Source organism: Thermopolyspora flexuosa (assembly GCF_006716785.1).
Classification (GTDB): domain Bacteria; phylum Actinomycetota; class Actinomycetes; order Streptosporangiales; family Streptosporangiaceae; genus Thermopolyspora; species Thermopolyspora flexuosa.
The window spans coordinates 1,407,381-1,432,736 of sequence record NZ_VFPQ01000001.1 but is presented as its reverse complement, the minus strand read 5'-3'; the positions used below and the strand labels follow the sequence as shown (position 1 = coordinate 1,432,736).

Below are 25,356 nucleotides of genomic sequence, written 5' to 3'. Positions count from 1 at the left end.
AGACATGTCACCCAGTCCCTCGCCGTTTCCCGCCGATCCGTCGCCGATCACCGCGGTACCGGGCGCGACCGAGCCGCCCGCCCTCCCGTCGGCGCCGAGCCTCGACCTCGCCGACGTGCTCGCCGACGGCGCCCTGGCGATCGCGGCGTACGCGGTGGTCGGCGTGCTGCTGCTCATCGTCGGCTTCTACGTGATCGACCTGGTCACCCCGGGCAAGCTGAACCGGCTGGTGCGCACCGAGCGCAATCCGAACGCCACGCTCATCGCCGCGTCCGGCGTCACCGGCATCGGGCTCGTCGTCGCCGCCTCGATCTGGTCCTCGGGCGGGCTGCTGCGCGAAGGGCTGATCGCCACGCTGGTGTTCGGCCTGGTCGGGATCGCGGCGCAGACCGTCGGCATGATCGTGTTCGACCTGGTGGCCGGGATCTCGGTGCGCCGGCTCGTCGCGGAGCCCACGCTGCAGCCCGCGACGATCCTGCTCGCCGTGACCCACCTGGCCATCGGCCTGATCACGGCCGTCGCGCTGCTGTGAACGGGGTGTGAACAAAAAGGCCACTCCGCACCGGGTTGCGGACCCGGCCCGGGTGACCTGGCAGTCTTGTGCATGTGAACGACCGGGTACGTGAGGACACCGCGCGGCGGTTGGAGAAGGCGATGGGCGCGCTCGGCACCGCCGCGATGGCGCGCATGGAGGAGCGCCTTCCCTGGTTTCGTGCCCTGTCGGCGGAGGACCGCTCGTGGATCGGCCTGGTCGCCCAGGCGGGCATCGCCGGGTTCGTCGAGTGGTTCTCGCACGCCGCAGACGAACGGCCCGCGCCCAGCATCGAGTTCTTCGGCACCGCCCCCCGCGAGCTGAAGCGCTCGGTGTCGCTGCAGCAGACGGTCGACATCGTGCGCGTGATCGTCGAGGTCGTCGAGGCCCAGGTCGAGGACCTGGCCGCGCCCGGCGGCCTGGAGGAGCTGGAGAAGGCCATCCTGCGCTACACCCGCGACGTGGCCTTCGCCGCGGCCCAGCTGTACGCGCGCGAGGCCGAGGTGCGCGGCTCCTGGGACGCCCGCCTGGAGGCGCTGATCGTCGACGCGCTGGTGCGCGGCGAGGTCGACGACGGCCTGCACTCCTGGGCGGCGGCGCTCGGGTGGACCTCCTCCCCGGTGGTGGTGCTCGCCGGTTTCGCCCCCGACGACGACCCCCGGGCGGTGATCGACAGCCTCCGCGACCGGGGCCGGCGCATCGGCCTCGACCTGCTCGCCGGCGTGCAGGGCGACCGCCTCATCGTGATCGTGGGCGGCGCCACGAGCATCAAGGACGCCGCGCGCGGCGTGGTGTCGAAGTTCGGCCCCGGCCCCATCGTCATCGGCCCGGAGGTGCCGGACCTGCACGCCGCGGCGAAGTCGGCCCGGGCCGCGGTCGCCGGGCTGCGCGCCGCCCCCGCCTGGCCGGACGCCCCCCGTCCGGTGCTCGCCGAGGAGCTGCTCGCCGAGCGGGCGCTCGACGGCGACGAGGACGCCCGGGCGCAGCTCATCGACACCGTCTACCGGCCGCTGGCGGGCACCCCGCTGCTCGACACCCTCGCCACCTACCTGGAACAGGGCACCTCGCTCGAGGCCACCGCCCGGCTGCTGTTCGTGCACCCGAACACCGTGCGCTACCGGCTGCGCAAGATCACCGAACTCACCGGCTACCAGCCGACCGAGGGCCGCTCCGCGTTCACCCTCCAGGTCGGGCTCATCCTCGGCCGGCTGTCCGGCATCCAGCCCGGCTAGCCGAGGCCGGCCGTACCGGCCGACACGCGGCCGTCACGGGGGCGACACACGGCCGGTACACGCCCGGCGCGCGGTGTGGGCTCCCGATGGTGATGTTGTAGGAATCGCACAAGATGATTCCGCGAAAGTTCGTGCGGATCTCCACCTGTGTGGTGAACTCCTACAGGGCAAGGTGGATTGCGTGCTCGTCATCGTTGCTCCAGGCCAGGGTGCGCAGGCCCCCGGCTTCCTCACTCCCTGGCTCGAAATCCCCGGACTCGCCGACCGTCTGTCCGCGTGGTCGGAGATCGTCGGGCTTGACCTGATCGCGTACGGCACCACCGCGAGCGCCGAGGAGATCCGCGACACCGCGGTCGCCCAGCCGCTCCTCGTCGCCGCCGGGATCGCCTCCGCCGAGGCGCTGACCGGGACGGTCGGGGCCGAGGGGGCCCTGAGCGGCGCGATCGCCGACGTCGCGGGCGTGGTGGCGGGCCACAGCGTGGGCGAATTCACCGCGGCGGTGCTCGCCGGGGTCTTCACCCCCGAGCAGGCGCTCACCCTCATCCGGGAGCGCGGCCAGGGCATGGCGAAGGCCTCCGCGGTCACCGCGACCGGCATGACCGCGGTGCTCGGCGGTGACGAGGCCGAGGTGCTCGCCGCGCTCGAGCGGCACGGCCTCACGCCGGCGAACCGCAACGGCGCCGGCCAGATCGTCGCGGGCGGCACCGTCGAGGCGCTCGAGGCCCTCAAGGCCGACCCGCCGGCCCGGGCGCGGCTCATCCCGCTCTCCGTGGCCGGAGCGTTCCACACCCACCACATGGCCCCCGCCGTCGACCAGCTGCGCAGCGCGGCGGCCGCGGTCACCCCCGCCGACCCCCGCACCCGGCTGCTGCAGAACGCCGACGGCGCCGTGGTCGGCAGTGGCGCGGAGTTCCTGTCCCGGCTGATCGACCAGGTGGCCGGCCCGGTGCGCTGGGACCTGTGCATGAACACGATGGCCGAGCTCGGCGTCACCGCGATGATCGAGCTCGTTCCCGGGGGGACGCTGACCGGACTGGCCAGGCGTGCCCTGCGCGGTGTCCGGACCGTCGCGCTGAAGACGCCCGACGACCTCGACGCGGCACGGGACCTGATCAAGGAGGAGACCGGCAGGTGAGGCAGACTCAGGGCGCTCCCGGCGCGAGGGTGCTGGCATTCGGCGGCTACCAGCCCGCCAACGTGATCACGAACGAGCACCTCGCCAAGACCATGGACACCAGCGACGAGTGGATCCGCAGCCGGGTCGGCATCGTCGAACGCCGGGTCGCGGGTCCGGAGGAGTCCGAGGTCGACCTGGCGGTGCAGGCGGGCGGCAAGGCCCTGGCGGCGAGCGGGCTCTCCGCGAGCGACATCGACCTGGTGATCGTCGCCACCTGCACGCTGGAGACCCAGATCCCCAACGCCGCGAGCCGGGTGGCCCACCGGCTCGGCATCGTCGCCCCCGGGGCGTTCGACGTCAACGCCGCCTGCGCGGGCTTCTGCTACGCGCTCGCCGCCGCCGCGGACGCGATCCGGGGCGGCTCGGCGACCCACGTGCTCGTCGTCGGGTCGGAGAAGCTGTCGCAGTGGGTGGACTGGACCGACCGCACCACCGCCGTGATCTTCGGCGACGGCGCCGGTGCCGCCGTGGTCGGCCCCTCCGACACCCCCGGCATCGGCCCGGTGGTCTGGGGCAGCGTGGGCGAGAAGGCCGACGCGATCAAGGTCAAGGACCGGAACTCCTTCCTCCAGCAGGAGGGTCAGGCCGTGTTCCGCTGGGCGACCACCGCCCTGCACCCCGTGGCGCGCCGCGCCTGCGAGCGCGCGGGCGTGCGTCCCGAGGATCTCGCCGCCTTCGTCCCCCATCAGGCCAATCTGCGCATCGTCGAGGCGATCGCCCGTAAGCTTGGTGCCGAGAAGGCGGTGATCGCCAAGGACATCGTCCTTTCCGGCAACACCTCCGCGGCCTCGATCCCGCTCGCCCTGTCCCGCATGATCGAGCGCGGCGAGGTGCCCTCCGGTGGGCTCGCCCTGCTGCTCGGCTTCGGCGCCGGGCTCACCTACGCCGGGCAGGTCATCGAGATCCCGTAGACCGTACGGCGCGCCGTACACCGAAAAAGATCATTCACTCAAGGAGAAGACGCGACATGGCACTGACCGAGCAGGAGATCCTCGCCGGCCTCGGCAAGATCATCAACGAGATCACCGGCATCCCGGCCGCCGAGGTGACCCCGGAGAAGAGCTTCGTGGACGACCTCGACATCGACTCGCTCTCCATGGTCGAGATCGCCGTCGCCGCGCAGGACGAGTTCGGCGTCGAGATCCCCGACGACCAGCTCAAGAACCTCAAGACCGTCAAGGACGTCATCAACTTCATCCAGTCCTGATTTCCCCGAGGTCGGCTCAGGGTCGTCCGCGGGCGCGGTCAGCGGCGCGGCGTCCGGCAGGGGCCCTCGCGGCGCCATCGGGTTCCGCCACGGCGGGCGGCGGGCCCCTGAACCCCACGCGGCGCCGCCCGGACGGCCCGCCCCCCGATCAGCAAGGAGCTCAACGTGAGTAAAGACCGGGTACGTGTCGTCGTCACCGGGCTCGGCGCGACGACGCCCGTCGGTGGAGATGTCGCCTCGTCCTGGTCGGCGCTCCTCGAAGGGCGGTCGGGCATCAAGACCCTCACCGAGGACTGGGTCGACACGGTGCCGGTGAAGTTCGCCGGGCCGGCCGCGGTCGACCCGTCCACGGTGATCCCGCGGCCGGAGGCGCGCCGGCTCGACCGCGCCGAGCAGTTCGCGCTCATCGCCGCCCGGGAGGCGTGGAAGGACGCGGGCAGCCCGGAGGTCGATTCGGACCGGCTCGGCGTCGTCGTCGGCAGCGGCATCGGCGGGATCACCACGATCCTGTCGGCGTACGACACCTTCCGGGAGAAGGGCTGGCAGCGCCTGTCCCCGTTCACCGTGCCCATGCTGATGCCGAACGGCCCGGCCGGCTGGATCGGCCTGGAGTTCGGCGCCACCGCCGGCGTGCACGCCACGGTGAGCGCCTGCGCCACCGGCGCGGAGGCGATCGGGTACGCCATCGACATGATCCGCTCGGGGCGGGCCGACGTGGTGATCGCGGGCGGCACCGAGGCGGCGATCCACCCGCTCAACATCGCGTCGTTCGCGGCGATGCGCGCGATGTCCACCCGCAACGACGAGCCGGAGCGGGCCTCGCGCCCGTTCGACAAGAACCGCGACGGCTTCGTGCTCGGCGAGGGCGCGGGCATCCTCGTGCTGGAGTCCTACGAGCACGCGAAGGCCCGCGGCGCCCGCATCTACGCGGAGGCGGCCGGCGTCGGCTACTCCGCCGACGCGCACCACATCGCCCAGCCCGAGCCGACCGGTGAGGGCATCAAGAAGGCCACCCGGCGCATGCTCGCCGACAGCGGCCTGTCCGGCGAGGACATCAAGCACGTCAACGCGCACGCCACCTCGACCCCGGCCGGCGACGTGGTGGAGACGATCGCCATCGCCGAGACGATCGGCCCGCACCCGCTGGTCACCTCGACCAAGTCGCTCACCGGCCACCTGCTCGGCGGCGCCGGCGGCATCGAGACCGTGTTCACCGTGAAGGCGCTGCACGAGCGCGTCGTCCCGGCCACCGCGAACGTGGACGACCTCGACGACGGCATCAAGGTGGACATCGTGTACGGCGAGCCGCGCGAGCTGCCCCAGGGCCGGATCGCCGCGGTCAACAACTCGTTCGGCTTCGGCGGCCACAACGTCGCCGTCGCCTTCGTCACCCTCTAGATCCGCGTCCGTGCGAGGTGCGCGGCCGCTCGCCGCGCACCCGTCCACACCGGCCGGTTCCGCGGGGCCGCCGTCGCGGACCGCCGCCTGTCGGCCACTCTCGGGGCCACCTGACAGGTGCCACCGTCCGAGCCATCACCGCAGGCCACCAAGTGAGGCCACCATCTGAGAAGGAGCGACCGTGACGATTCTCGACACCGGGGTGGTGACGCCCACTTCGGATCCGGAGGTCGCCGATCCGCGTGATCCCGTGGTCCGGCTGTCGGCGTTGTTCGACGAGGGCTCGATGCGGCTGCTGGCGCCGGCAGACGACAGTGGCGTGCAGGCCGCGCTGGGCCGGATCGAGGGGGTGCCGGTCGCGGCCTTCTGCTCCGACCCCCGCGTGCAGGGCGGAGCGATGGGCAGCAAGGGCTGCGAGCACATCGTGGCCGCCTACGACACCGCGGTCCGGGAGCGCCTGCCGATCATCGGCATCTGGCACTCCGGCGGCGCCCGCCTCGCCGAGGGGGTCGCCTCGCTGCACGCGGTGGGCACCGTGTTCGCCGCGATGACCCGGGCGAGCGGCGTGGTGCCGCAGATCTCGGTGGTGCTGGGCCCGGCCGCGGGCGGCGCCGCCTACGGCCCGGCGCTCACCGACATCGTCATCCTCTCCGAGCAGGGCCGGATCTTCGTCACCGGCCCCCAGGTGGTGGAGTCGGTCACCGGCGAGAAGATCGACATGGCCGGGCTGGGCGGGCCCGAGCCGCACGCGAAGAAGTCCGGCGTGGTCCACGTGGTGACCCCCACCGACGCCGAGGCGCTGCTGCAGGCGCGCCGGCTCGCCGTGCTCCTCGGCCACCAGGGCCGGGTGCGCCTCGACGACATCCGCGACACCGACCTCGGCGCGCTGCTGCCCGAGTCGCCCCGCCGCGCCTACGACGTGCACCCGATCGTCGACGGCCTGCTCGACGGCGGCCTCGCCGCCTCGGTCGAGCTGCACCCCAAGTGGGCGCCGAACATGGTCACCGTGCTCGGCCGGCTGGGCGGGCGCACCGTGGGCGTGCTCGCGAACAACCCGCTGCGGCTCGGCGGCTGCCTCGACTCCGCCTCCGCCGAGAAGGCCGCCCGGTTCGTCCGCATGTGTGACGCGTTCGGGGTGCCGCTCGTGGTGCTCGTGGACGTGCCCGGCTACCTGCCCGGCGTCGGCCAGGAGCACGGCGGCGTGGTGCGCCGCGGCGCCAAGCTGCTGCACGCCTTCGCCGAGGCCTCGGTGCCCCGGGTCACCGTGATCATCCGCAAGGCGTACGGCGGAGCGTACATCGCGATGAACTCCCGCGCGCTCGGCGCCACCCGGGTGCTGGCCTGGCCCACCACCGAGGTGGCCGTGATGGGCGCGGTCGCCGCGGTGCGCGTGCTGCACCGCCGCGAGCTCGCCGCGGTCCCCGAGGACCAGCGGCCCGCGCTCGAGCAGGAGCTCGCCGAGCGCCACCAGAAGGAGGCCGGCGGCCTGGAGAAGGCCGTCAAGCTCGGGGTCGTCGACGAGGTCATCGACCCGGCCGCGACCCGCAGCGCCGTCGCCCGGGTGCTCGCCACGGCCACCCCGGCCCGCGGCAGCCACGGCAACATTCCGCTCTGACGGCGCGCTCGAAAGACTCGGTGATGCGGGACGCCGCCCCTGTCGCGGGCGGGCGTCCCGCACGCGTTTCCGGCCGCTCCCGCGCGGCCGTACCGGGGCGGCTAGCCCTCCCCGAGCCGCTCGAGCAGCCTGCGCCGCTCGTTCTCCAGCGTCTCCACCATGACCGTGATCTCGTTCTGCAGGGTGAGGGTGGAGGCGGCGTCCACCTGGTCCCCCGGCCCGTCGGGCCGGTTCTCCAGCAGGTCGCGCAGCTCGGCCAGCCGCCTGTCGATCTCTTCCAGGCGCGCGTGGGGGTCCTCCTCGGGCTCGGCACCGGCCCCGGCGCCCCCGGCCGGCACATCACCGGCCGGGACATCGGCGGGGTCCCCTGCCGCTGCCGGGCCCCGGTACGCCCGGACGCGCGCGTCCTCGTTCTCAGAGTGCACAAAACGCCCCCTACCCGGGAGGCCGACGGCGATACCGGGCCACCCGGCAGGCGGGCGCGGGCGTGAGAAGGCCCCGGAGGGGCCGCTTCAGGCGCCGTGCGCGGCTACCCGGCCGCGTGCAGCCAGCGCACGGGAGCGCCGTCGCCCGCGTAGCGGAACGGCTCCAGCTCCTCGTCCCAGGGCTTGCCGAGGAGCCGCTCGAGCTCCTTTTCCAGCACCACCCGCCCCTGTGCGGCCCTCATCAGCGTGGTGCGCAGGCGGTCCTCCGGCACCAGGATGTCGCCGTTCGCGCCGATGGTCGCGGTGAAGGGCCCGAGAGACGGCGTGTAGGCATGCCTCGTGCCGTCCACGCCGGGTGAGGCGTCCTCGGTGATCTCAAAGCGGATACGTTGCCAGCCCATGAGCGATGACGTGATCCTGGCGGCCGTACCCGGTTTGCCCACCCACTCGGCCTGGGTCCGCACGCATCCGGGCGCGGCAGGCTGAGGAGTCCACGTCAGGTCGACGGGCACGCCAAGGACACCCGCCACCGCCCATTCGATATGCGGACACAGCGCGGGCTGGGCCGAGTGGACATACAGCACGCCACGAGCAGACACCGGACCTCCCGATTCGACGAGGTTCGCCTTCCCCAACGTCCTCGCCACGAGATGATCACAAGTGACTGAACAGAGACTACCGTCCGTCGGCGGGCGGGCACCAGACCAAGTTCATATCGAATCGCAATTGACAAGTGTCGAGTTCGACACAACAGCGGTCGGTAAACGTCACATACGAAGCGCGTTATTCCAGCACAACCCATATGTGAGCGGGGAAAACCGTGCGCAACCACGGATTCTCCGAACGGGAGGCCGGGGCGAATCCGTCGCGGTACAGTGCTCAATCGACGTTCACCCTGCGTCTTCCTCCCACCTCGCTCCGTGACAAATGATCGAAAACGACACGCTCCCCCGGCTCCCCGTCGACCAGGCGGAGTGGAACGAGCTCGAGGCCACGTTCGGCCCCCGCATGTGGGCGGTCGCCCGGGCCTTCGGGCTCAGCGCGGCCGACGCCGCCGACGCGGTCCAGGCCGCGTGGCTCCGGCTCGTCGAGCGCCTCGACCGCATCCGCGACCCCGCGCGGATCGGCGCGTGGCTCGTCACCACCACCCGCAACGAGGCGCTGCTGCTGTGCCGTAAGGGCCGCGCGGTGACCCCGACCCACACCCCGCCCGAGCCCGAGCGGGCCGACACGGACGACCCGGCGCTGGCGGTGCTCTCCGCCGACGAGGCCCGGCGGCTGTGGCAGGCCGTCGACGCGCTCGACGAGCCGTGCCGCAGCCTGCTGCGCCTGCTCGTCACCGCGCCCGAGAGCGGCTACGCGAGGATCGCCGCGCGGCTCGGCATGCCGATCGGCAGCGTGGGGCCGATGCGGGGCCGGTGCCTGAACCGCCTGCGCAAGCTCGTGGAGGCCGACCGATGAGCGAGATCGACGAGGCCTACCTGCTCGCCGCGCTCCGCCTCGGCGCCGGCGTGGACCCGGCCCCGCTCGCGGTGTCCGCCGCGGCCCGCGCCGCGTTCGCGCTGCGCCTGCCCGGTGCCGTCACCGCGGATCCCGTGCCCGTGCCCCGCCCGGTCGGCGCCCGGTCCCCCGCCGAGCCCCGGCTGCACCGGTTCCAGGCGCCGGGGGTCACCATCGACGTCGAGCTCACCCACGCCGAGGGCCGCGTCGACGTGGCCGGGCAGGTGACGGGCGGGTCGTGGGACGAGGGTCCCGGCCGCGTCGAGATCCGCACCCTGCACGACCGGTGGGTCCGCTTCCCCACCGAGACCGGGCACTTCGCCGCGACCGGCCTGCCCGTCGGCTGGCTCAGCGTCGTCTGGTACCGCACCGGGCTGCCCGTGGTCGCCACCCGCTGGATCAACACCCGCCGCCTCGACGCCGACGACTGAGCGCGCGCCGCCGGGCCGTACGGCACGGCCGCCCGGGCCACGGAGCGGCGCGTCGCGGGAAGTTCCCCTGGAGGCACACGATGGTCGCCGAGCACGTCGCCCCGGCCCCGCCGGGCACGTCCGACGGGCTCGTCCGGGCGGCGGAGGCGGCGATCCGGGAGTCCGGCGCGGACCCGTGGCGCGCCCGGCGGAGGGCGCGCCGGGTGCTGGAGGCGGCGCTCGCCCGGGGGAACGCCGAGGCCGCGTGCGTGGCGTTGCGGGCGCTGGCGCTCGCGGCGCGGGAGCTCGGCGACCTGCGGCTGGCGGAGAGCCACCTGCACCGGGCGATCCGGGCGGGGGCGGGCGTGCCGCGGCGGCTCGCCCAGGCGCGCATGTCGCTGGTAGGGGTGCGCACCGAGCTCGGCGACCCGGCCGGGGCGCTGCGCGTCGCCCGGCAGGCCGAGCGGGACCTGCCGCCCGAGGACCGGGCCGCGCTCGCCGTACAGCGGGCGATCGCCCTGGTACGGCTCGGCCGTCACGGCGAGGCGGCGCGGCTGTGCGACCGGGCGCTCGCCGCGCCGGGGGCGGACGCCGACCCGCGGCTGCGCTGCGCGGCGCTGCTCCACCGCGGGCTGGCCCGCACCTACCTCGGGGAGCACGCCGCCGGGGCGGAGGATCTCGCCGGGTGCCTGCGGCTCGCCACCGCGGCCGGGCTCGGCCACCTCGCCGCGCTCGCCGAGGCGGGCCTGTCGTTCAACGCCGCCCGGCGCGGCGACATCCCCGCCGCGTTCGCGCACCACGCCGCCGCCGAGCGCGGCCTGGCCGGCCGTCCGGACCGGCTCGCCGCGCTGCGCTGCGACTTCGCCGAGGCCCTCGTCGCGGCCCGGCTGCCCGGGGAGGCGCGGGCGCTGCTGCTCGCGGCCGTGCCCGAGCTCGAGGCGGCGGGCGCGCTCGTCCGGCTCGCCGAGGCGCGGCTCCTCCTCGCCCAGGCCGAGCTGCTCACCGGCGACCCGCACCAGGCGTCGCAGACCGTGCGGCTCGCCCGCGCCGAGCTCGCCGGGCAGGGACGGCACGCGTGGACGCCGCTCGCCGACGACGTGATCGTGCGCGCCCGGCTGGCGCTCGAGCCCGCCACGCCCGGCCTGCTCGCCGACGTGCTCGGCTGCGCCGACGCGCTGCGGGCCGCGGGCTGGGCCACGGCCGACGCCGCGCTGCGCCGTACCGCCGCCGAACTCGCCGCCGAGCTCGGCGACCACCGGACCGCCGGGCGGCTGCTCGACGAGGTGATCGCCACACGGCGGCCGGGGCTCGGCCGCACGCACGCGCTGGCCGTGCACCACGCGGTCGCGCTGCGCCGCGCCCTCGCGGGTGACCGTGCCGGGGCGCTCGCCGCGGTCGCCGCCGGGCTGCGCGAGGTCGACGGGCGCGACGTGCCGGCGCCGATCCGCGCGCACGCCGCCCGCCCCGCGGAGGAGCTCGCCGCGCTCGGGCTGGAGCTGGCGCTGCACACCGGCGACGCCGCGGCCGTGCTCGGGTGCGCGGAGCGGTGGCGGGCCTGCGTACGCGGCGAACCGCCCGGCGCGTTCCCCGCCGACCGGCTGCGCCGGGCGCTCGGCGACGCCGTCCTCGTCGAGCTGGTACGGCACGGCGACGCCCTCGCCGCCGTCGTGGTCACCGGGGACGGCTGCACGATGCGCGGGCTCGGCTCCTACCGGGACGCGGTGGAGGCGACCGTACGGCTGCGCTACTGCCTGCGCCGGAGGGCGTTGCGCGACGACGCCGGGGCGCCGGACGGCATCGCCCGGGAGTCGGCGGCCCTCGCCGCCCTGCTGCTCGATCCGCTCGGCCTCGATCTCTCCGGCGGCCCGGTGGTGATCGTGCCCACAGGTGCGCTGCACACGGTGCCCTGGCCGGTGCTGCCGCCGCTGCGCGGCCGCCCGGTCTGCGTCGCGCCCAGCGCGGCCGCCTGGCTCTCCGCCGCCACGGCGGCGTACGGCCCGCTCGGCCGCATCGGGAACACCGTGCCATGCCCTGCCCGGCACGCAGGCGACACGCCGCCCGACAGGGTCGGGCGTCCGGACACCACAGCGCCCGGCCCTGCCGCCGGACGCGCGGACAGCACGGTCCCCGGCCCTCCCGGGCACGCAGACGGCATGGTGTCCGGCCCAGCCGGGCGTGCAGGGATCGCCGCGCCGGGCCTGGCCGGGCATGCGCACGGCACGGTGCCCGGCCGTACCGGGTGCGCGGCGCACGGAACGTCCGGCGCCGCCCGGTCCGCCACGGTCATCGCGGTCGCCGGGCCGGGCCTGGCGCACGCCGAGGCGGAGGTGGCGGCGGTGCTCGGCGCCCACCCGGGCGCGGCGCGTGTGCCGGCCCGCACCGGCGCGGTGCTCGAGGCGCTGGCCGCCGCGGACGTCGCGCACATCGCCGCGCACGGCATGTTCTGCGCGCACAGCCCGCTGCTGTCGAGCATCGCCCTCGACGACGGCCCGCTGCTCGCCTACGACCTGCTGCGGCTCGACCGGGTCCCCGCCCTCGTGGTGCTCTCGGCCTGCGACTCCGGGTTGGCGCACGCCCCGGCGGACGGCGCCCCGCTCGGCCTCGCCGGGACCTTCCTCGACCGTGGCGCCGCCTGCGTGGTGGCGGGCCTGGTGCCGGTGCGCGACGAGGACGCGCTCGCCCTCATGACCGCCTTCCACCGGCTGCTCGCCGCGGGCACGGCCCCGGCGGCCGCGCTCGCCGCCGCGGCCGGGGCCACGGGCGTGGCGGGCTTCGTCTGCCTCGGCGCGGGCTGGCCCGTCACCCCGGAGGCGGAGGCGGGCGCCGGATGACGCCCGCCCGCCACGGCGGGGTCACTCGTCGCCGGTGGCGACCGGCCGGGACGGGTCGGTGATCCACTCGGACCACGACCCGACGTACAGCGCGGCGTCCACCCCGGCGAGGTGGAGCGCGAGCACCTGGTGGGCGGCGGTGATCCCGGATCCGCAGTAGGCGCCCACGTCCGCGCCCGGAACCGCGCCGAACGCCGCGAACCGCCTGCGCAGCTCCTCCGGCGGCAGGAAGCGGCCGGTGGCGTCCACGTTGCCGGTGGCGGGGGCGCAGCGGGCGCCGGGGATGTGGCCCGCGACCGGGTCGATCGGCTCGGTCTCCCCGCGGTACCGCTCGGGCGCGCGGGCGTCGAGCAGGACCTTCGTCGTGGCCGCGCCGTCCGCGTCGAGCATCGGCATGCCGCCGGGCACCGCGGTGAAGTCGCCGGGCTCGACCCGCGGCACCTCGGTGGTGACCGGCAGGCCCGCCTCGGTCCACGCGCGCAGCCCGCCGTCGAGCACCCGCACGTCGGGGTGCCCGAAGTAGCGCAGCGTCCACCAGGCGCGCGCCGCGGCCATCGAGTCGGCCTCGTCGTACACGACCACCGGCCGCGACCCGCGCACCCCGAGACGGCGCATCGCCTCCTGGAACGCCTCCGCCGTGGGCAGCGGGTGCCGCCCGCCCTTTCCGGGCGGCGCGGCGAGATCCCGGTCCATGTCGCAGAAGACCGCCCCGGGGATGTGCCCCGCGGCGTACGCCTCGGCCCCCGGCGGGCCGCCGAGCCGCCACCGCACGTCCAGCACGGTCACCTCGCCGAGCGCGGCGTCGAGCTCCGCGGGCGTGATCAGGGTGCTCATCTCGTGCTCACCTCCACCAGCGGGATGTTCTGATCGTCGGCGGTGAGTGAGCCGTGCATGCCGACGAGCGCGGACTCCCGCGGCTCCCGCTGGGAGGCGATCACCGCGCAGTTCCCGTACGGCACGGCGATCACGTCGCCGATCCGCCCGAGCCATTCCCCGCGCACCGCCGGGCCGAACCACCCGGACTCGATCGCCTCCTCGCGGGTGACCACCCAGGCCCGGCCGGCGAGCTTGGCCCGCCAGGTCTCCAGCACCGCCTGGGCCGCGCCCGGCTCGGTGTACAGCTGGCGGGCCCGGGCGTCCCCGCCGAGCATCGCCACGCCCTCCTGCAGCTCGGGCACGAGGTCGAAGTCGACCCGGTCGGTGACGTTCACCATGCCGTGGTCGGCGGTGACGTACAGCGCCGAGCCGCCGGGCAGCGCCTCGGCGAGCCGCTCGGCGATGCGGTCGACGACGGCGAGCCGGTCGCGCCACTGGGGGGAGTCCACCCCGGCCAGGTGGCCCTGCACGTCGAGCTCGTCGTAGTAGACCACGACGTAGGCGCGGTCGGCGGCGAGCTCGCGCCGGGCCGCGGCGACCAGGTCGTCGACGGTGTCCGCGCCGGCGTAGCGCACGCCGCGGTACACCGCGCGGGTGAGCCCGCTGTTCTCGAACATGGACGGTCCGATGTAGACCGGCGTGATCCCGGCGGCCTCGGCCCGCTGGTAGACGGTCGCCGCGGGCTGCCAGTCCTCCGGGGCGATCTCCGGCCCGTCCGTGGTGGTCCAGCGCAGGCTGTGCAGCATGCGCCCCTCGCCGGGCACGGCGATGCGCAGGCCGAGCATGCCGTGCTCGCCGGGCGCCATGCCGGTGCCCAGGGTGCCGAGGCTGGTCGAGGTGGTGGCGGGGAACCCGGCGGTGAGCACGCGGTCCAGATGCGCCGACAGGAACGGTGCGAGGTCGGCGTGGGCACGCAGCAGCCGCTCGCCCAGCCCGTCGACGAGGAACACGCAGATCCGCCGGGCCGGGGCGAGCCCCAGCGGGTTCGGCCCGCCGGCACCGAGTGCCGCCAGGGCGGACACCGGCAGGTCGGCGAGCGACGCCTCGCCGTACGCGGGAATCAGGGGGACGGTCTCGTCGCCGTTCGGGGGAACCATGACGCGAGACTACGGCACGGCGGGTGCGGTCGCCTCCGACAGCGCCTTGGCGAAGTTGAGCACCTGGGCCACCGCCTCCGGCCCGTCCGCCGCCTCGCTCACCCGGAGCTGCAGGTCGTCGCAGGTGATCGCGCCGGTGTATCCGTGGTCGGCCTCGCAGTTGTCGTCACCGCAGGTGGCCGGCTCCAGGTCGATGTGCGAGATGGCACCCCAGCCGATCGACAGCGTCACCTCCGAGGGCGGAACCCCGGGAACGTACGCCGCCGGGTCGGGGACGAGCCGGGTTACCGCCACCGACCGGATGCGGCTGAGCGGGATCGCCTCGGTGGTCGTGGACGCGTGCGGGGTCGGCACGCCCTCGGCCGGCGGATGCTCGTCGGTGTGACAGACCAGCAGCCGCGTGGGCGAGAGCACGACCACGGTGATGTGCCTGCGCACCTCCATGGCCGGATCGAAGGTCGCCTCGTGGTGCACCACGTAGGAGACGACCGGTTCCTTGCCCAGCGCGGACTCGACGGCGTCGGCGACGAGGTCGGGATAGTAGCCGCTGTGCTCGATGGCCTCGCGCAGCCCCGCGGCCGAGACTCGGGTTTCCCTCATGGCATCCATCCTGCCCTGTACCACGGGGCTCTTTCACCTCGGCGCCGCGGTTGTGGACGGCCGTGCCGCGGCGGCCGCCGCCGGCCGGCGGATCCGCCCGCGCGACGCGGATCCGCCGCAGGTCAGCGCAGGCGGCGCGGGCCGTGGTCGGGCCGCGGGCCGACCGGGCGGCGCAGCACGCCGCGCGCCCCGAGCACGGCCACCCCGGACTCGCCCACCAGCACCGGGTCGAGGTCGAGCCGGGCGACCTCGGGGAACTCGTCGGCGAGCAGCCCGACGCGGACGAGCAGCTCCTCCAGCTCGGCCACGGCCATCGGCGGGTACCCGTACCCGCCGAGCAGCAGCGGTGCCGCGCGCAGCGACCGGACCATCGCGGCCGCGTCCTCCGCGGTGAGCGGGGCGAGCCGGTACGCCTCGTCGCCGATGAGCCGCGCGGTGACCTCGCCCAGCCCGAAGCTCACCACCGAGCCGAACGCGGGGTCGTCGATCACGCGGACCACGGTGGCGAGCGCGGGATGCGGGGCCATGTGCTGGACCACGAGCGTGCGGTCCGCCCCGAGCCGCCCGGACAGGTCGGCGTAGGCGGCCCGCACCGCGTCGGGGGTGACGAGCCCCACCCGCACCGTGCCCATCCGGCGGGCGTCCTCGGGGTCGGCGGACTTGAGCACGACCGGCCAGCCGTGGCGCTCGGCGGCGGCGACCGCCTCCTCCGGCGAGCGCACCTCGGTCACCGGCCACACCTCGATGCCGTACCGGGCGAGCAGTGCGGCGCCGTCGAACTCGGCCTCGTCCCGCCCGGCGAGCTCGCGCTCGATCACCTCCCGGGCCCCGGCCACGTCGATGCCGCCGAGGTCGGGGATGCGGCCGGGCGGCTGCTCGCGCCACCGGGCGTACCGGACCACGTGGGCGAGCGCCCGCACCGCCTCCTCCGGCGCCGGGTAGGACGGGATCGAGCCCCGGCCCGGGTCGGCGGCACCCCGCTGCGGGTCACCGGGCTCGGCGCGCAGCGGGGCGGGCATGCCCAGCTCGCCGCGGAAGGTGGCGAGCACCGGCTTGCCCGAGTCACGGGCCGCGTCCCGCAGCACCGCCGCCACCGCCTCGTCGTCGCCGGGGATCGGCGGCATGTAGATCGCCACCAGCGCGTCGACCTCGGCGAGCAGGCCGGGCAGCGCGTCTCGGTACGCGTCCGCGCCGGCCATCGCGCCGAGGTTGACCGGCGGCCGCGGCTCGAGCCCGGCGGCGGTGCAGGCGTCCACGGCGAGCCGGGAGAGCGCGTCGGAGTTGCTCACCACGCCCACCCGCGGCCCGGCGGGCAGCGGCTGGTGGGCGAGCAACTGGGCCACGTCGAACAGCTGGCTCAGGTCGCCGACGCGGATCACCCCGGCGTGCTCGAACAGCGAGCTCAGCGCGGTGTCGGGCAGGCTCAGCGCGGGCGCGGCGTGCCCGGCGGGCACCCCGCCCATGCCGCTCTTCACCAGCACGATCGGCTTGCTGCGGGAGATCCGGCGGGCGAGCCGGGCGAACTTCCGCGGGTTGCCCAGCGACTCCAGGTAGAGGAGGATCACCTCGGTCGCCGGGTCCTCCTCCCAGTACTGCAGCAGGTCGTTGCCGGACACGTCGGCCCGGTTGCCCGCGGAGACGAACGTGGAGATGCCCATGCCGCGCTGGGCCACCCGCTGCAGCAGCGCGGTGCCGAGGGCGCCGGACTGGCTGAAGAAGCCCACCCGGCCGCGGCCCGGCATGGTGGCGGCGAGGGTGGCGTTGAGCCGTACCGCGGGGTCGGTGTTGGCGATGCCGAGGCAGTTGGGGCCGACCACGCGCATGCCGTTGGCGCGGGCGATGCGCACCAGCTCGTCCTGCCGGGCCCGGCCCTCCGGCCCGGTCTCGCCGAACCCGGAGGAGACCACGACGAGCCCGTGCACGCCCTTGCGCGCGCACTCCTCGACGAGCTCGAGCACGCTCTCCGCCGGTACGGCGAGCACCGCGAGGTCCACCTTCTCGTCGATCTCGGAGACGCTGCGGTACGCCCGCACCCCGGCGACCGCGCGCACGTGCCGGTGCACCGGGTAGACCGGCCCGGTGAAGTCGGCGGCGAGCAGGTTGCGCAGCACGGTCTGGCCGACCCCGCCCGGCTCGCGGCCCGCGCCGATCACCGCCACCGACTCGGGGGTGAGCAGCCGCTTGATCGACCGCGACTCGGCGACGTGCTCGCGGGCGGCGATCACCTCGCGGGCGGTCTCGGTGAGGCTCAGATCGAGCGTCATGCGCACCACGCCGTCGGAGAACGTGCTCTCCGCGGTGTACCCGGCCTGGCGGAACACCGCGAGCATGCGGTGGTTCGCGGGCAGCACGTCGGCGATGAACCGGCTGATGCCGCGCTCCCGGGCGGCGGCCCCGAGGTGCTCGAGCAGGACCGAGCCGACGCCGCGGCCCTGGTGGGCGTCCTCCACGAGGAAGGCCACCTCCGCGGTGTCCCCCTTGGCGTCCTCGCCCTCGTCGCTGATCCGGTCGTAACGGGTGACGCCCACCATCTCAGTCCCGATCGTGGCGATCAGGGCGACCCGGTCGTCGTAGTCGACGTGCGTGAAGAAGTGCACCTCGCGGTCCGTCAGCCGCGGCCGCGGCCCGAAGAACCGGAAGTAGATCGACTGCTCCGACAGCCGGGAGTAGAACGCGCGCAACAGGTCGGCGTCGTCGGGCCGGATCGGCCGGATGTGCGCCGTCCCGCCATCGGCGAGGACGACGTCGGCCTCCCAGTGGGCGGGATACTCGTGAGCCACACGCGACATGCTAGTTGTGACCACTTTTCCTGTCTGTTGCCCAGATTGATCGGGTTGGACAACGCTTGTGCATCGAAGCCCAGCCGCATCGGCTCTCGGCCCCACATCGTGGCCGGAAACTGTTAGGTTTTCGACGTCAGCCTTCTCCTCCACGCAGGCACACTCCACGCAGGCACACAAGGTGGTGACATCATGACTCGGGTGGTGGTGGTGGGCGATCTGATGACCGATGCGGTCGCTCGGGCGCGCTACCCACTGGCACGGGCCAGCGACACCCCCGCCGTCGTCACGATGCACGGAGGTGGTTCCGGGGCGAACATCGCCTCCTGGCTCGCGGCCGAGGGCACCGAGGTGGCGTTCGTGGGCCGCCGCGGCGCCGACATCACGGGCCGGAACCGGGACATGGAGCTGATGGGGTACGGCGTGGACGCCCGGCTCGTCATGGACCCCGATCGCCCCACCGGTACCTGCGTGGTGCTCGTCACGCACAAGGGCGAGCGCACCATGCTCTCCGACCCCGGGGCGAACGCCGCCCTCTCCCCCGAGGACCTGCCCCGTGACCTGTTCACCCCCGGCGCGCACCTCCACCTGTCCGGCTACACGCTGCTCAACGAGGGCTCCCGCAAGGCGGGCCTCGCCGCCCTCGACATCGCCCGGCGCGCCCAGATGACCATCTCGGTGGACTGCGCCTCGGCCGCGCCGCTGGAGCGTACCGGCGCCGAGCCGTTCCTGGAGTGGACCCACGGCGCCAAGCTGCTGTTCGCCAACGCCGACCAGGCGCGGGTGCTCACCGGCCGGGAGGACCCCGAGGCCGCGGTGAAGGTGCTCACCGCGTGGTTCCCGCAGGTCGTGATCAAGCTCGGCAAGGACGGCTCGCTCTGGTACGGCGGGAACCGGTCCGAGCCGGTCAAGGTCCCGGCCGAGCCGATCGAGCGCGTGGTGGACGGCACCGGCGCGGGCGACGCGTTCACCGCCGGTTTCCTGCCGCCGTGGCTGGCGGGCAAGCCGCCGGCCGAGGCGCTCGCCGCGGGCAACCGGCTCGCCGCCAAGGCGCTCGGCATCCTGGGCGCCCGCCCGAGGCTCTGACCCGCCGCGCGCTCCGGGCGAACGGCCCGGAGCGTCGTGTGTCTTCGCCGGGGCGGCGGCGCCGGTCGGCCGGCCGAGGCGAGTGTGCCCGCGTGCCCGCCGCCGGATGTGAGCGCGTACCCGGACACCGTGTGCGAAAGGGCGGGTGGGAAGGCACTGAGTGCGGCGCGGACCGGGCCGTGAACACGGCAGAATGTTCGACATGGCCCGACGAACCACCACCCCGCCGCCCGACGAGGACTTCGAGGAGCGCATCGTCGACGTCGACGTGTCGGCGGAGATGCGCACCAGCTTCCTCGAGTACGCGTACTCGGTGATCTACCAGCGCGCCCTGCCCGACGCCCGCGACGGGCTCAAGCCGGTGCAGCGGCGCATCCTGTACGCGATGAACGACATGAACCTGCGGCCCGACCGCGGTCATGTCAAGTCCTCCCGGGTGGTCGGCGAGGTGATGGGCAAGCTCCACCCGCACGGCGACTCGGCGATCTACGACGCCCTGGTCCGCATGGCGCAGGGCTTCTCCATGCGGCTGCCGCTCGTCGACGGGCACGGCAACTTCGGCTCGCCGGACGACGCGCCCGCCGCGATGCGGTACACCGAGGCCCGGCTCGCCCCGGCCGCCATGCTCATGGTGGAGTCGATCGACGAGGAGACGGTCGACTTCCGGCCGAACTACGACGGGCAGGAGGTGGAGCCCGAGGTCCTCCCGTCGGCGTTCCCCAACCTGCTCGTCAACGGCGCCACCGGCATCGCGGTCGGCATGGCGACGAACATGGCGCCGCACAACCTCGGCGAGGTCATCGCCGCGGCCCGGCACCTGCTCAAGCATCCGGACGCCACCCTCGACGACCTGATGCGGTTCGTCCCGGGCCCGGACCTGCCGACCGGCGGCATCATCATCGGCCTGGAGGGCATCCGCGACGCGTACGAGCGCGGGCGGGGCACCTTCCGCATGCGGGCCAAGGCGGTGATCGAGAACATCACCGCGCGGCGCAAGGGCATCGTCGTCACCGAGCTCCCGTTCAACGTCGGGCCGGAGCGGGTGATGGCGAAGATCAAGGAGCTCGTCCAGGCGAAGAAGCTGCAGGGCATCGCCGACCTGAAGGACCTCACCGACCGCCACAAGGGCCTGCGGCTGGTGATCGAGGTCAAGAACGGGTTCAACCCCGAGGCGGTGCTGGAGGAGCTCTACCGGCTCACGCCGATGGAGGAGACGTTCGGTATCAACAACGTCGCCCTCGTCGACGGCGAGCCCCGCACGCTCGGGCTGCGCGAGCTGCTCCAGGTCTACATCGACCACCGCATCGACGTGGTACGGCGCCGCTCGGAGTACCGCCGCAGGCGGCGCGAGGAGCGGCTGCACCTCGTCGACGGCCTCATCATCGCGCTGCTCAACATCGACGACGTGATCCGGGTGATCCGCGGGTCGGACGACTCGGCGCAGGCGCGCACCCGCCTCATGGAGACCTTCGGCCTGAGCGAGGCCCAGGCGGTCTACATCCTCGACACGCCGCTGCGCCGGCTCACCCGGTACGACCGGCTCGAGCTCGAGCAGGAGAAGGAGCGGCTCACCCGGGAGATCGCCGAGCTCACCGAGATCCTCTCCTCGGAGCGGAAGCTGCGCCAGGTGGTGTCGAAGGAGCTCGGCGAGGTCGCGAAGAAGTACGGCACGCCGCGCCGTACCGTGCTGCTGGAGTCGTCCGGGGTGACCGCGGCGGGCGCGATCCCGCTCGAGGTCGCCGACGACCCGTGCCTGGTGCTGCTGTCCTCCGACGGCCTGCTCGCCCGGACCAAGGACGCCACGCCGCTCGTCCACTCCGCGGAGCGGGTCCCACACGACGTGCTCGCCGCGGTGGTCCCGGCGACGGCGCGCGGCGAGGTGGCGCTGATCACCTCGGCGGGACGGGCGCTGCGGGTGCCCGTGCTCGACCTGGCCGAGCTGCCGCAGACCGACGGCCCGCCGTCGCTCGCGGGCGGCCACCCGATCGCCGAGTACGTCTCGCTGGAGCCCGGCGAGAGGGTGGTGGGCCTGGGCTCGCTGAGCCCGGACGGCCCGGGGCTCGCGCTCGCCACCGCGCAGGGCGTGGTGAAACGGGTGGTGCCCGACTACCCGGCGAACCGGGACGAGTTCGAGGTGATCGGCCTGAAGGAGGGCGACTCGGTGGTGGGCGCCGTGGCGCTCCCCTCCGAGGACCACGACCTCGTCTTCATCACCTCCAACGCCCAGCTGCTGCGCTTCCCCGCGTCCCTGGTCCGCCCGCAGGGCCGCCCGGCCGGCGGTGTGGCGGGCATCCGCCTCGACCCCGGGGCGAAGGTGATCTGGTTCGGCGCCGTGGACCCGTCCCAGGAGGCGCGGGTCGTCACCGTCGCCGGGTCCGCCGACGCCCTGCCCGGGACCCCGCACGGCGGGGTGAAGGTGTCCGACTACGCCGACTTCCCGCCGAAGGGCCGCGCCACCGGCGGGGTGCGCGCCCAGCGCTTCCTCAAGGGCGAGGACGTGCTGGTGCTCGCCTGGGCCGGGCCCGCCCCGGTGAAGGCGGTCACCGCGGACGGCGATCCCGTCGAGCTCCCGGCCGAGCTCGGCCGCCGCGACGGCTCCGGTACGGCCGTGTCGCGGCCGATCGCGGCGATCGGCGGCGCCATCGGCACGACACCGTTCACGCCGCCCGAGGGCGGGTCCTCCGCGGGCGGGGCCGCCGGAGGCGAGGGGGACGGCGCGTCCGCCTGACGGCGCCGCCGGCGGCGGCCACGGCCGCGACCGCCAGGCCGGTGCCGCCGGCCGTACGGCGCCGCGGTGGCGTACGGGCGGGAGACCGGCCGGGGCGTCGCCCGTGCCGGACCGGAGCCTGCGTGGAAATCCGCGTCCCCGGCGCCTTCGGTTGGAAGAATGGGCGGCATGGCCGTCAACTCGTTCATGGTGCCGCTGGGTACCCCCGCGCCGGACTTCGACCTGCCCTCGATCGACGGTGGCCGGGTCGCGCTCTCCGACCTCAAGGGCGCGTCCGCCGTCCTGGTGATGTTCCTGTCGAACCACTGCCCCTACGTGCGCCGCGTGGAGCAGGGCATCGCCGCGTTCGCCCGGGACTACCAGGGGCGGGTGGCGACGGTGGCCATCTGCAGCAACGACGTGACCAACTATCCCGACGACGACGCGTCCCACCTCGCCGAGCAGGCCAAGCGGGCCGGGTTCACCTTCCCCTACCTGGTGGACGAGACCCAGGAGGTCGCCAAGGCCTACCGGGCGGCGTGCACGCCGGACTTCTTCCTCTACGACCGGGATCTGCGCCTGGTGTACCGGGGGCAGCTCGACGACGCGCGGCCCGGCAACGACCTGCCGGTCACCGGCGCCTCGCTGCGGGCCGCGGCCGACGCCGTGCTCGCGGGACGGCCGCCGATCGACCCGCAGTACCCGAGCGTGGGCTGCAGCATCAAGTGGCGGCCGGGCAACGAGCCGGAGTGACCGGCGGCCCGGGCCGTACATGATGCGGCCGCCCGCCGCGGCGTACGCGCGGACGGGGCGGCCGGGTGGGGGTGGGCCTCCGGTGGTGGAGGCCCACCCGCCGTCGATGCGCGACGTGCGTCACGACGGGCTCGCCTCGGGACCCTCCGGACCCGGCTCCATGGTCTCCTCGGGCGTGGCCTCCGGGCTCGTCGGGCTCTCCTCGCCGCCCGGGGTCTGGTCGGGCGCGGGCATCACGTCGCCGGTCTCGGCGTCGACCGTGACCTCCCGGGTCTCGCCCTGCTCGTCGGTCACCTCGCCCGTCCAGACGGCCTTCCCGCTCTCCTCCTCGGTCTCGAGCGCGAGCTTGGTGAGCCGGCCGCCGGGCACCTCACCAAGGATCTTCTCGGCCGCCTGCTTGTAGTCGATCTTGGCGGCCTCGACGAGCTCCTGGGCCTTGGCCTTGTCGACGTCCGGCTTCGGGGAGGGCGATGCCGTCACCTTCGCGGTCTCGGCGTCGATCTTCATGGCCTGCGCCGTGCCGTCCTCGCCGACGGCGGTCACGTCCCAGACCTTGCCGTCCTCTTCGGCGTCCATCTCGATGATGGTGCCTCCCGGCACGGCCTCCGTCGCGGCCTGGCCCACCCGCTCGATGTCCGCCAGCCCCTCAGGGGTCGCCGTGCCCGGGGACTCCGTGCCCGGTGGCGTCGCCCCGGGCGTCATCCCCGGGGACGCGGTGTCCATGCCGGGCGTCTCGGTCGCCGCGACGTTCTCCAGCTGCTGGGAGCCGCCCCCGCACCCGGTCGCCAGCGCGGCGAGCGCGAGTGCGGCGAACAGCTTCCGCCCCCGATGTTGAGACATCGTTCCCCCCTGTCACGGTTGTCTCACGGTGAGTGAGCTACCCCGACAGGATTGGACCAATCGCCCAGATGACCACTGTTCGCCCGATCTCGGGCAAGGGTGGGTCAGGCGTCGATGTTGTCCCGGTCGACCTCGGCGGCGTTCTTCACGATGAACTCGCGGCGGGGCGCGACGTCGCTGCCCATGAGCAGGTCGAAGATGCGCTCCGCCTCCTCCGCGTCCTCGATCTTGACGCGGCGCAGCACCCGGTGCCGGGGGTCCATCGTGGTCTCGGCGAGCTGGTCGGCGTCCATCTCACCAAGGCCCTTGTAGCGCTGGACCGGCTCCTTCCACCGCCTGCCGCGCCGCTCCAGGTCGGCGAGCACGCGGTGCAGCTCGGCGTCCGAGTAGGTGTAGATGTAGCGCTGGCCGCCGCGGGGCGGGTTGAGGATCTCGATGCGGTGCAGCGGCGGCACGGCGGCGAACACCCGGCCGGCCTCGATCATCGGCCGCATGTACCGGTGGAACAGCGTCAGCAGCAGGCAGCGGATGTGCGCGCCGTCCACGTCGGCGTCCGCCATCAGGATGATCTTGCCGTACCGGGCCTGGGAGATGTCGAAGGTACGGCCCGAGCCCGCGCCGACCACCTGGATGATCGCGGCACACTCGGCGTTCTTCAGCATGTCGGCCATGGAGGCCTTCTGCACGTTGAGGATCTTGCCGCGGATCGGCAGCAGGGCCTGGAACTCGCTGTTGCGCGCGAACTTCGCGGTGCCGAGCGCCGAGTCGCCCTCGACGATGAACAGCTCGCTGCGGTCCACGTCGTCGCTGCGGCAGTCGAGCAGCTTGGCGGGCAGCGCCGAGCTCTCCAGGGCGTTCTTGCGGCGCAGGTTGTCCCGCTGCTCACGGGCCGCGATGCGGGCCTTCGCCGCGGCCACGATCTTCTCCAGCACGGCGCGCAGCTGCTGCCGGCGGGCCCGCTTGGTGGTGGCGAACGCGGCCTTCAGCTCCCGGCTCACCACGTGCGAGACGATCCGGGTGGCGGCGGAGGTGCCGAGCACCTCCTTGGTCTGGCCCTCGAACTGCGGCTCGGGCACCCGGACGGTCACCACGGCGGTGAGGCCCTCGAGGATGTCCTCCTTCAGCACCGGATCGTCGCCGTTGCGCAGCAGCCGGGACTCGCGGAGCTGCTCGTTGATCGTGCGCACCAGGGCGCGCTCGAACCCGGTCACGTGGGTGCCGCCCTTGTGGGTGGCGATCACGTTGACGAACGAGCGCACCGTGGTGTCGTAGCCCTTGCCCCAGCGCAGCGCCACGTCGACGGTGAGCTCGCGCTCCACCTCGGTGGTGGTCATGTGGCCCTGCTCGTCGAGCACGGGCACGGTCTCGTGGAAGTGCCCCACGCCCTGCAGCCGCAGCACGTCGCAGATCGCCTCGTCGCGGGCGAGGAACTCGCAGAACTCGGCGATCCCGCCGTCGAACCGGAACTCCTCCTCGACCGGCTCCTCACCGCGCGAGTCGCGCACCACGATGGTGAGGCCCGGCACGAGGAACGCGGTCTGCCGGGCCCGGGCGTGGATCTCCTCCAGCGAGATCTCGGCGTCGGGGAGAAAGATCTGCTTGTCGGCCCACCACCGCACCCGGGTACCGGTGCGGTCGTCGGGCAGCGGCCCGCCGTCGCGCAGGCCGGACTTCTTCTTGAACCTGGCGGTGGGGCCGTCCCCGTCGAACACGCCGGGGACGCCGCGGCGGAAGCTGATCAGGTGGGTGCGACCGTCCCGGTCGACCTCGACGTCGAGCCGGGAGGAGAGGGCGTTGACGACCGAGGCGCCGACGCCGTGCAGGCCGCCGGAGGCGGTGTAGGAGCCGCCGCCGAACTTGCCGCCGGCGTGGAGCTTGGTGTAGACGAGCTCGACGCCCGGCAGGCCGCTTCGGGGCTCGATGTCGACGGGGATGCCGCGGCCGTCGTCGCGGACCTCGATGGAGCCGTCGGCGTACAGCTCCACCTCGATGCGCCGGCAGAAGCCCGCGAGCGCCTCGTCGACCGCGTTGTCCACGATCTCCCAGAGGCAGTGCATGAGACCACGGCTGTCGGTGGAGCCGATGTACATTCCCGGGCGCTTGCGGACGGCCTCGAGGCCCTCCAGCACCGATAGGTGGCGGGCCGTGTAGCCCGCCGCATCGGTGGCCCGCGCCGGGGCCGTGCTGACTGCGGTCACACCCACTCCCACTCCGTGGCCGGGACGCCGCCCTCGCGGCCGCCTCCGAGGGCCGCGTTCACCGCCGTACCCGGCATCGAACATTTGTGCGT

General features: G+C 74.2%; 21 protein-coding genes. 13 read left to right on the top strand and 8 right to left on the bottom strand.

Going from position 1 to position 25,356, the window contains the following annotated elements; translation table 11 throughout:
* The first annotated feature begins 4 nt into the window (after positions 1 to 4).
* The 7 genes from FHX40_RS06285 to FHX40_RS06255 all read left to right on the top strand — a co-directional run bounded on the left by FHX40_RS06285 (position 5) and on the right by FHX40_RS06255 (position 7,161).
* Positions 5 to 532: a DUF350 domain-containing protein gene (locus FHX40_RS06285; RefSeq protein ID WP_142258736.1), complete on the top strand. Its 528-nt coding sequence runs from the start codon at positions 5 to 7 to the stop codon at positions 530 to 532.
* A gap of 122 nt (positions 533 to 654) precedes the next feature.
* Positions 655 to 1,764: a PucR family transcriptional regulator gene (locus FHX40_RS06280; RefSeq protein ID WP_142261576.1), complete on the top strand. Its 1,110-nt coding sequence runs from the start codon at positions 655 to 657 to the stop codon at positions 1,762 to 1,764.
* A 181-nt stretch (positions 1,765 to 1,945) separates the two neighbouring features.
* A complete protein-coding gene (locus FHX40_RS06275) occupies positions 1,946 to 2,899 on the top strand; it encodes an ACP S-malonyltransferase (RefSeq protein ID WP_142258735.1) in 954 nt (317 codons plus the stop codon).
* Positions 2,896 to 3,852 carry a beta-ketoacyl-ACP synthase III gene (locus FHX40_RS06270; protein ID WP_142258734.1) on the top strand — a complete coding sequence of 319 codons (957 nt, stop codon included), beginning with the start codon at positions 2,896 to 2,898 and terminating at the stop codon, positions 3,850 to 3,852. Before FHX40_RS06275 ends, FHX40_RS06270 begins: the two co-directional genes overlap by 4 nt.
* A 56-nt stretch (positions 3,853 to 3,908) precedes the next feature.
* Positions 3,909 to 4,148 carry an acyl carrier protein gene (locus FHX40_RS06265; RefSeq protein WP_142258733.1) on the top strand — a complete coding sequence of 80 codons (240 nt, stop codon included), beginning with the start codon at positions 3,909 to 3,911 and terminating at the stop codon, positions 4,146 to 4,148.
* Between the two features lie 165 nt (positions 4,149 to 4,313).
* The gene (fabF, locus tag FHX40_RS06260) at positions 4,314 to 5,546 is read left to right on the top strand and encodes a beta-ketoacyl-ACP synthase II (RefSeq protein ID WP_142258732.1); all 1,233 of its coding nucleotides are present in this window, start codon (positions 4,314 to 4,316) and stop codon (positions 5,544 to 5,546) included.
* Positions 5,547 to 5,727: 181 nt separating this feature from the next.
* On the top strand, positions 5,728 to 7,161 hold the full coding sequence (locus tag FHX40_RS06255; RefSeq protein WP_142258731.1) for an acyl-CoA carboxylase subunit beta: 1,434 nt from the start codon (positions 5,728 to 5,730) through the stop codon (positions 7,159 to 7,161).
* A gap of 101 nt (positions 7,162 to 7,262) precedes the next feature.
* Here FHX40_RS06255 and FHX40_RS06250 read toward each other — a convergent pair whose 3' ends face one another.
* Positions 7,263 to 7,586, bottom strand: coding sequence for a hypothetical protein (locus tag FHX40_RS06250; RefSeq protein ID WP_142258730.1), 324 nt, complete (start codon positions 7,584 to 7,586; stop codon positions 7,263 to 7,265).
* Between the two features lie 104 nt (positions 7,587 to 7,690).
* A complete protein-coding gene (locus FHX40_RS06245; protein ID WP_142261575.1) occupies positions 7,691 to 8,185 on the bottom strand; it encodes a DUF3145 domain-containing protein in 495 nt (164 codons plus the stop codon).
* Positions 8,186 to 8,513: 328 nt separating this feature from the next.
* Between FHX40_RS06245 and FHX40_RS06240 the strand changes: the two genes are divergently transcribed.
* The 3 genes from FHX40_RS06240 to FHX40_RS06230 all read left to right on the top strand — a co-directional run bounded on the left by FHX40_RS06240 (position 8,514) and on the right by FHX40_RS06230 (position 12,327).
* On the top strand, positions 8,514 to 9,047 hold the full coding sequence (locus FHX40_RS06240) for an RNA polymerase sigma factor (protein ID WP_142258729.1): 534 nt from the start codon (positions 8,514 to 8,516) through the stop codon (positions 9,045 to 9,047).
* On the top strand, positions 9,044 to 9,517 hold the full coding sequence (locus FHX40_RS06235) for a hypothetical protein (RefSeq protein ID WP_170198732.1): 474 nt from the start codon (positions 9,044 to 9,046) through the stop codon (positions 9,515 to 9,517). The genes FHX40_RS06240 and FHX40_RS06235 overlap by 4 nt, the downstream gene beginning before the upstream one ends.
* A gap of 80 nt (positions 9,518 to 9,597) precedes the next feature.
* A complete protein-coding gene (locus FHX40_RS06230) occupies positions 9,598 to 12,327 on the top strand; it encodes a CHAT domain-containing protein (RefSeq protein ID WP_142258728.1) in 2,730 nt (909 codons plus the stop codon).
* Positions 12,328 to 12,348: 21 nt separating this feature from the next.
* On the opposite strand, the gene FHX40_RS06225 is transcribed toward FHX40_RS06230, so the two are convergent.
* The 4 genes from FHX40_RS06225 to FHX40_RS06210 all read right to left on the bottom strand — a co-directional run bounded on the left by FHX40_RS06225 (position 12,349) and on the right by FHX40_RS06210 (position 17,689).
* Positions 12,349 to 13,161, bottom strand: a complete 813-nt coding sequence (locus FHX40_RS06225; protein WP_142258727.1) for a sulfurtransferase — start codon at positions 13,159 to 13,161, stop codon at positions 12,349 to 12,351.
* Positions 13,158 to 14,300, bottom strand: coding sequence for an alkaline phosphatase family protein (locus FHX40_RS06220; RefSeq protein WP_142258726.1), 1,143 nt, complete (start codon positions 14,298 to 14,300; stop codon positions 13,158 to 13,160). Before FHX40_RS06220 ends, FHX40_RS06225 begins: the two co-directional genes overlap by 4 nt.
* Before the next feature lie 9 nt (positions 14,301 to 14,309).
* Complete coding sequence (locus FHX40_RS06215; protein ID WP_142258725.1) at positions 14,310 to 14,900, bottom strand: DUF5998 family protein; 591 nt, start codon at positions 14,898 to 14,900, stop codon at positions 14,310 to 14,312.
* Positions 14,901 to 15,022: 122 nt separating this feature from the next.
* Positions 15,023 to 17,689 carry a bifunctional acetate--CoA ligase family protein/GNAT family N-acetyltransferase gene (locus tag FHX40_RS06210; protein WP_142258724.1) on the bottom strand — a complete coding sequence of 889 codons (2,667 nt, stop codon included), beginning with the start codon at positions 17,687 to 17,689 and terminating at the stop codon, positions 15,023 to 15,025.
* Between the two features lie 183 nt (positions 17,690 to 17,872).
* Here FHX40_RS06210 and FHX40_RS06205 point away from each other — a divergent pair, with 183 nt between their 5' ends.
* The 3 genes from FHX40_RS06205 (at position 17,873) to FHX40_RS06195 (ending at position 22,226) form a co-directional block, all read left to right on the top strand.
* Positions 17,873 to 18,766 carry a carbohydrate kinase family protein gene (locus tag FHX40_RS06205; protein WP_142258723.1) on the top strand — a complete coding sequence of 298 codons (894 nt, stop codon included), beginning with the start codon at positions 17,873 to 17,875 and terminating at the stop codon, positions 18,764 to 18,766.
* A gap of 202 nt (positions 18,767 to 18,968) precedes the next feature.
* Positions 18,969 to 21,494 (top strand): DNA gyrase/topoisomerase IV subunit A, encoded by a 2,526-nt coding sequence (locus FHX40_RS06200; protein ID WP_170198731.1) that lies wholly within the window; start codon positions 18,969 to 18,971, stop codon positions 21,492 to 21,494.
* 168 nt (positions 21,495 to 21,662) lie between these two features.
* Complete coding sequence (locus FHX40_RS06195; protein ID WP_142258721.1) at positions 21,663 to 22,226, top strand: thioredoxin family protein; 564 nt, start codon at positions 21,663 to 21,665, stop codon at positions 22,224 to 22,226.
* Positions 22,227 to 22,346: 120 nt separating this feature from the next.
* Here FHX40_RS06195 and FHX40_RS06190 read toward each other — a convergent pair whose 3' ends face one another.
* On the bottom strand, positions 22,347 to 23,066 hold the full coding sequence (locus FHX40_RS06190; protein WP_142258720.1) for a PepSY domain-containing protein: 720 nt from the start codon (positions 23,064 to 23,066) through the stop codon (positions 22,347 to 22,349).
* Positions 23,067 to 23,170: 104 nt separating this feature from the next.
* Entirely contained in the window at positions 23,171 to 25,264 is a 2,094-nt protein-coding gene (locus FHX40_RS06185; RefSeq protein ID WP_229788620.1) for a DNA gyrase/topoisomerase IV subunit B, read from the bottom strand.
* Between the last annotated feature and the right edge of the window lie 92 nt (positions 25,265 to 25,356).

Coding starts and splice junctions, on each gene's coding strand:
- FHX40_RS06285 (WP_142258736.1), top strand. CDS start 5: ATGTCACCCAGTCCCTCGCCGTTTCCCGCCGATCCGTCGCCGATCACC.
- FHX40_RS06280 (WP_142261576.1), top strand. CDS start 655: ATGGGCGCGCTCGGCACCGCCGCGATGGCGCGCATGGAGGAGCGCCTT.
- FHX40_RS06265 (WP_142258733.1), top strand. CDS start 3,909: ATGGCACTGACCGAGCAGGAGATCCTCGCCGGCCTCGGCAAGATCATC.
- FHX40_RS06240 (WP_142258729.1), top strand. CDS start 8,514: ATGATCGAAAACGACACGCTCCCCCGGCTCCCCGTCGACCAGGCGGAG.
- FHX40_RS06235 (WP_170198732.1), top strand. CDS start 9,044: ATGAGCGAGATCGACGAGGCCTACCTGCTCGCCGCGCTCCGCCTCGGC.
- FHX40_RS06230 (WP_142258728.1), top strand. CDS start 9,598: ATGGTCGCCGAGCACGTCGCCCCGGCCCCGCCGGGCACGTCCGACGGG.
- FHX40_RS06225 (WP_142258727.1), bottom strand. CDS start 13,161: ATGAGCACCCTGATCACGCCCGCGGAGCTCGACGCCGCGCTCGGCGAG.
- FHX40_RS06220 (WP_142258726.1), bottom strand. CDS start 14,300: ATGGTTCCCCCGAACGGCGACGAGACCGTCCCCCTGATTCCCGCGTAC.
- FHX40_RS06215 (WP_142258725.1), bottom strand. CDS start 14,900: ATGAGGGAAACCCGAGTCTCGGCCGCGGGGCTGCGCGAGGCCATCGAG.
- FHX40_RS06210 (WP_142258724.1), bottom strand. CDS start 17,689: ATGTCGCGTGTGGCTCACGAGTATCCCGCCCACTGGGAGGCCGACGTC.
- FHX40_RS06205 (WP_142258723.1), top strand. CDS start 17,873: ATGACTCGGGTGGTGGTGGTGGGCGATCTGATGACCGATGCGGTCGCT.
- FHX40_RS06200 (WP_170198731.1), top strand. CDS start 18,969: ATGGCCCGACGAACCACCACCCCGCCGCCCGACGAGGACTTCGAGGAG.
- FHX40_RS06195 (WP_142258721.1), top strand. CDS start 21,663: ATGGCCGTCAACTCGTTCATGGTGCCGCTGGGTACCCCCGCGCCGGAC.
- FHX40_RS06190 (WP_142258720.1), bottom strand. CDS start 23,066: ATGTCTCAACATCGGGGGCGGAAGCTGTTCGCCGCACTCGCGCTCGCC.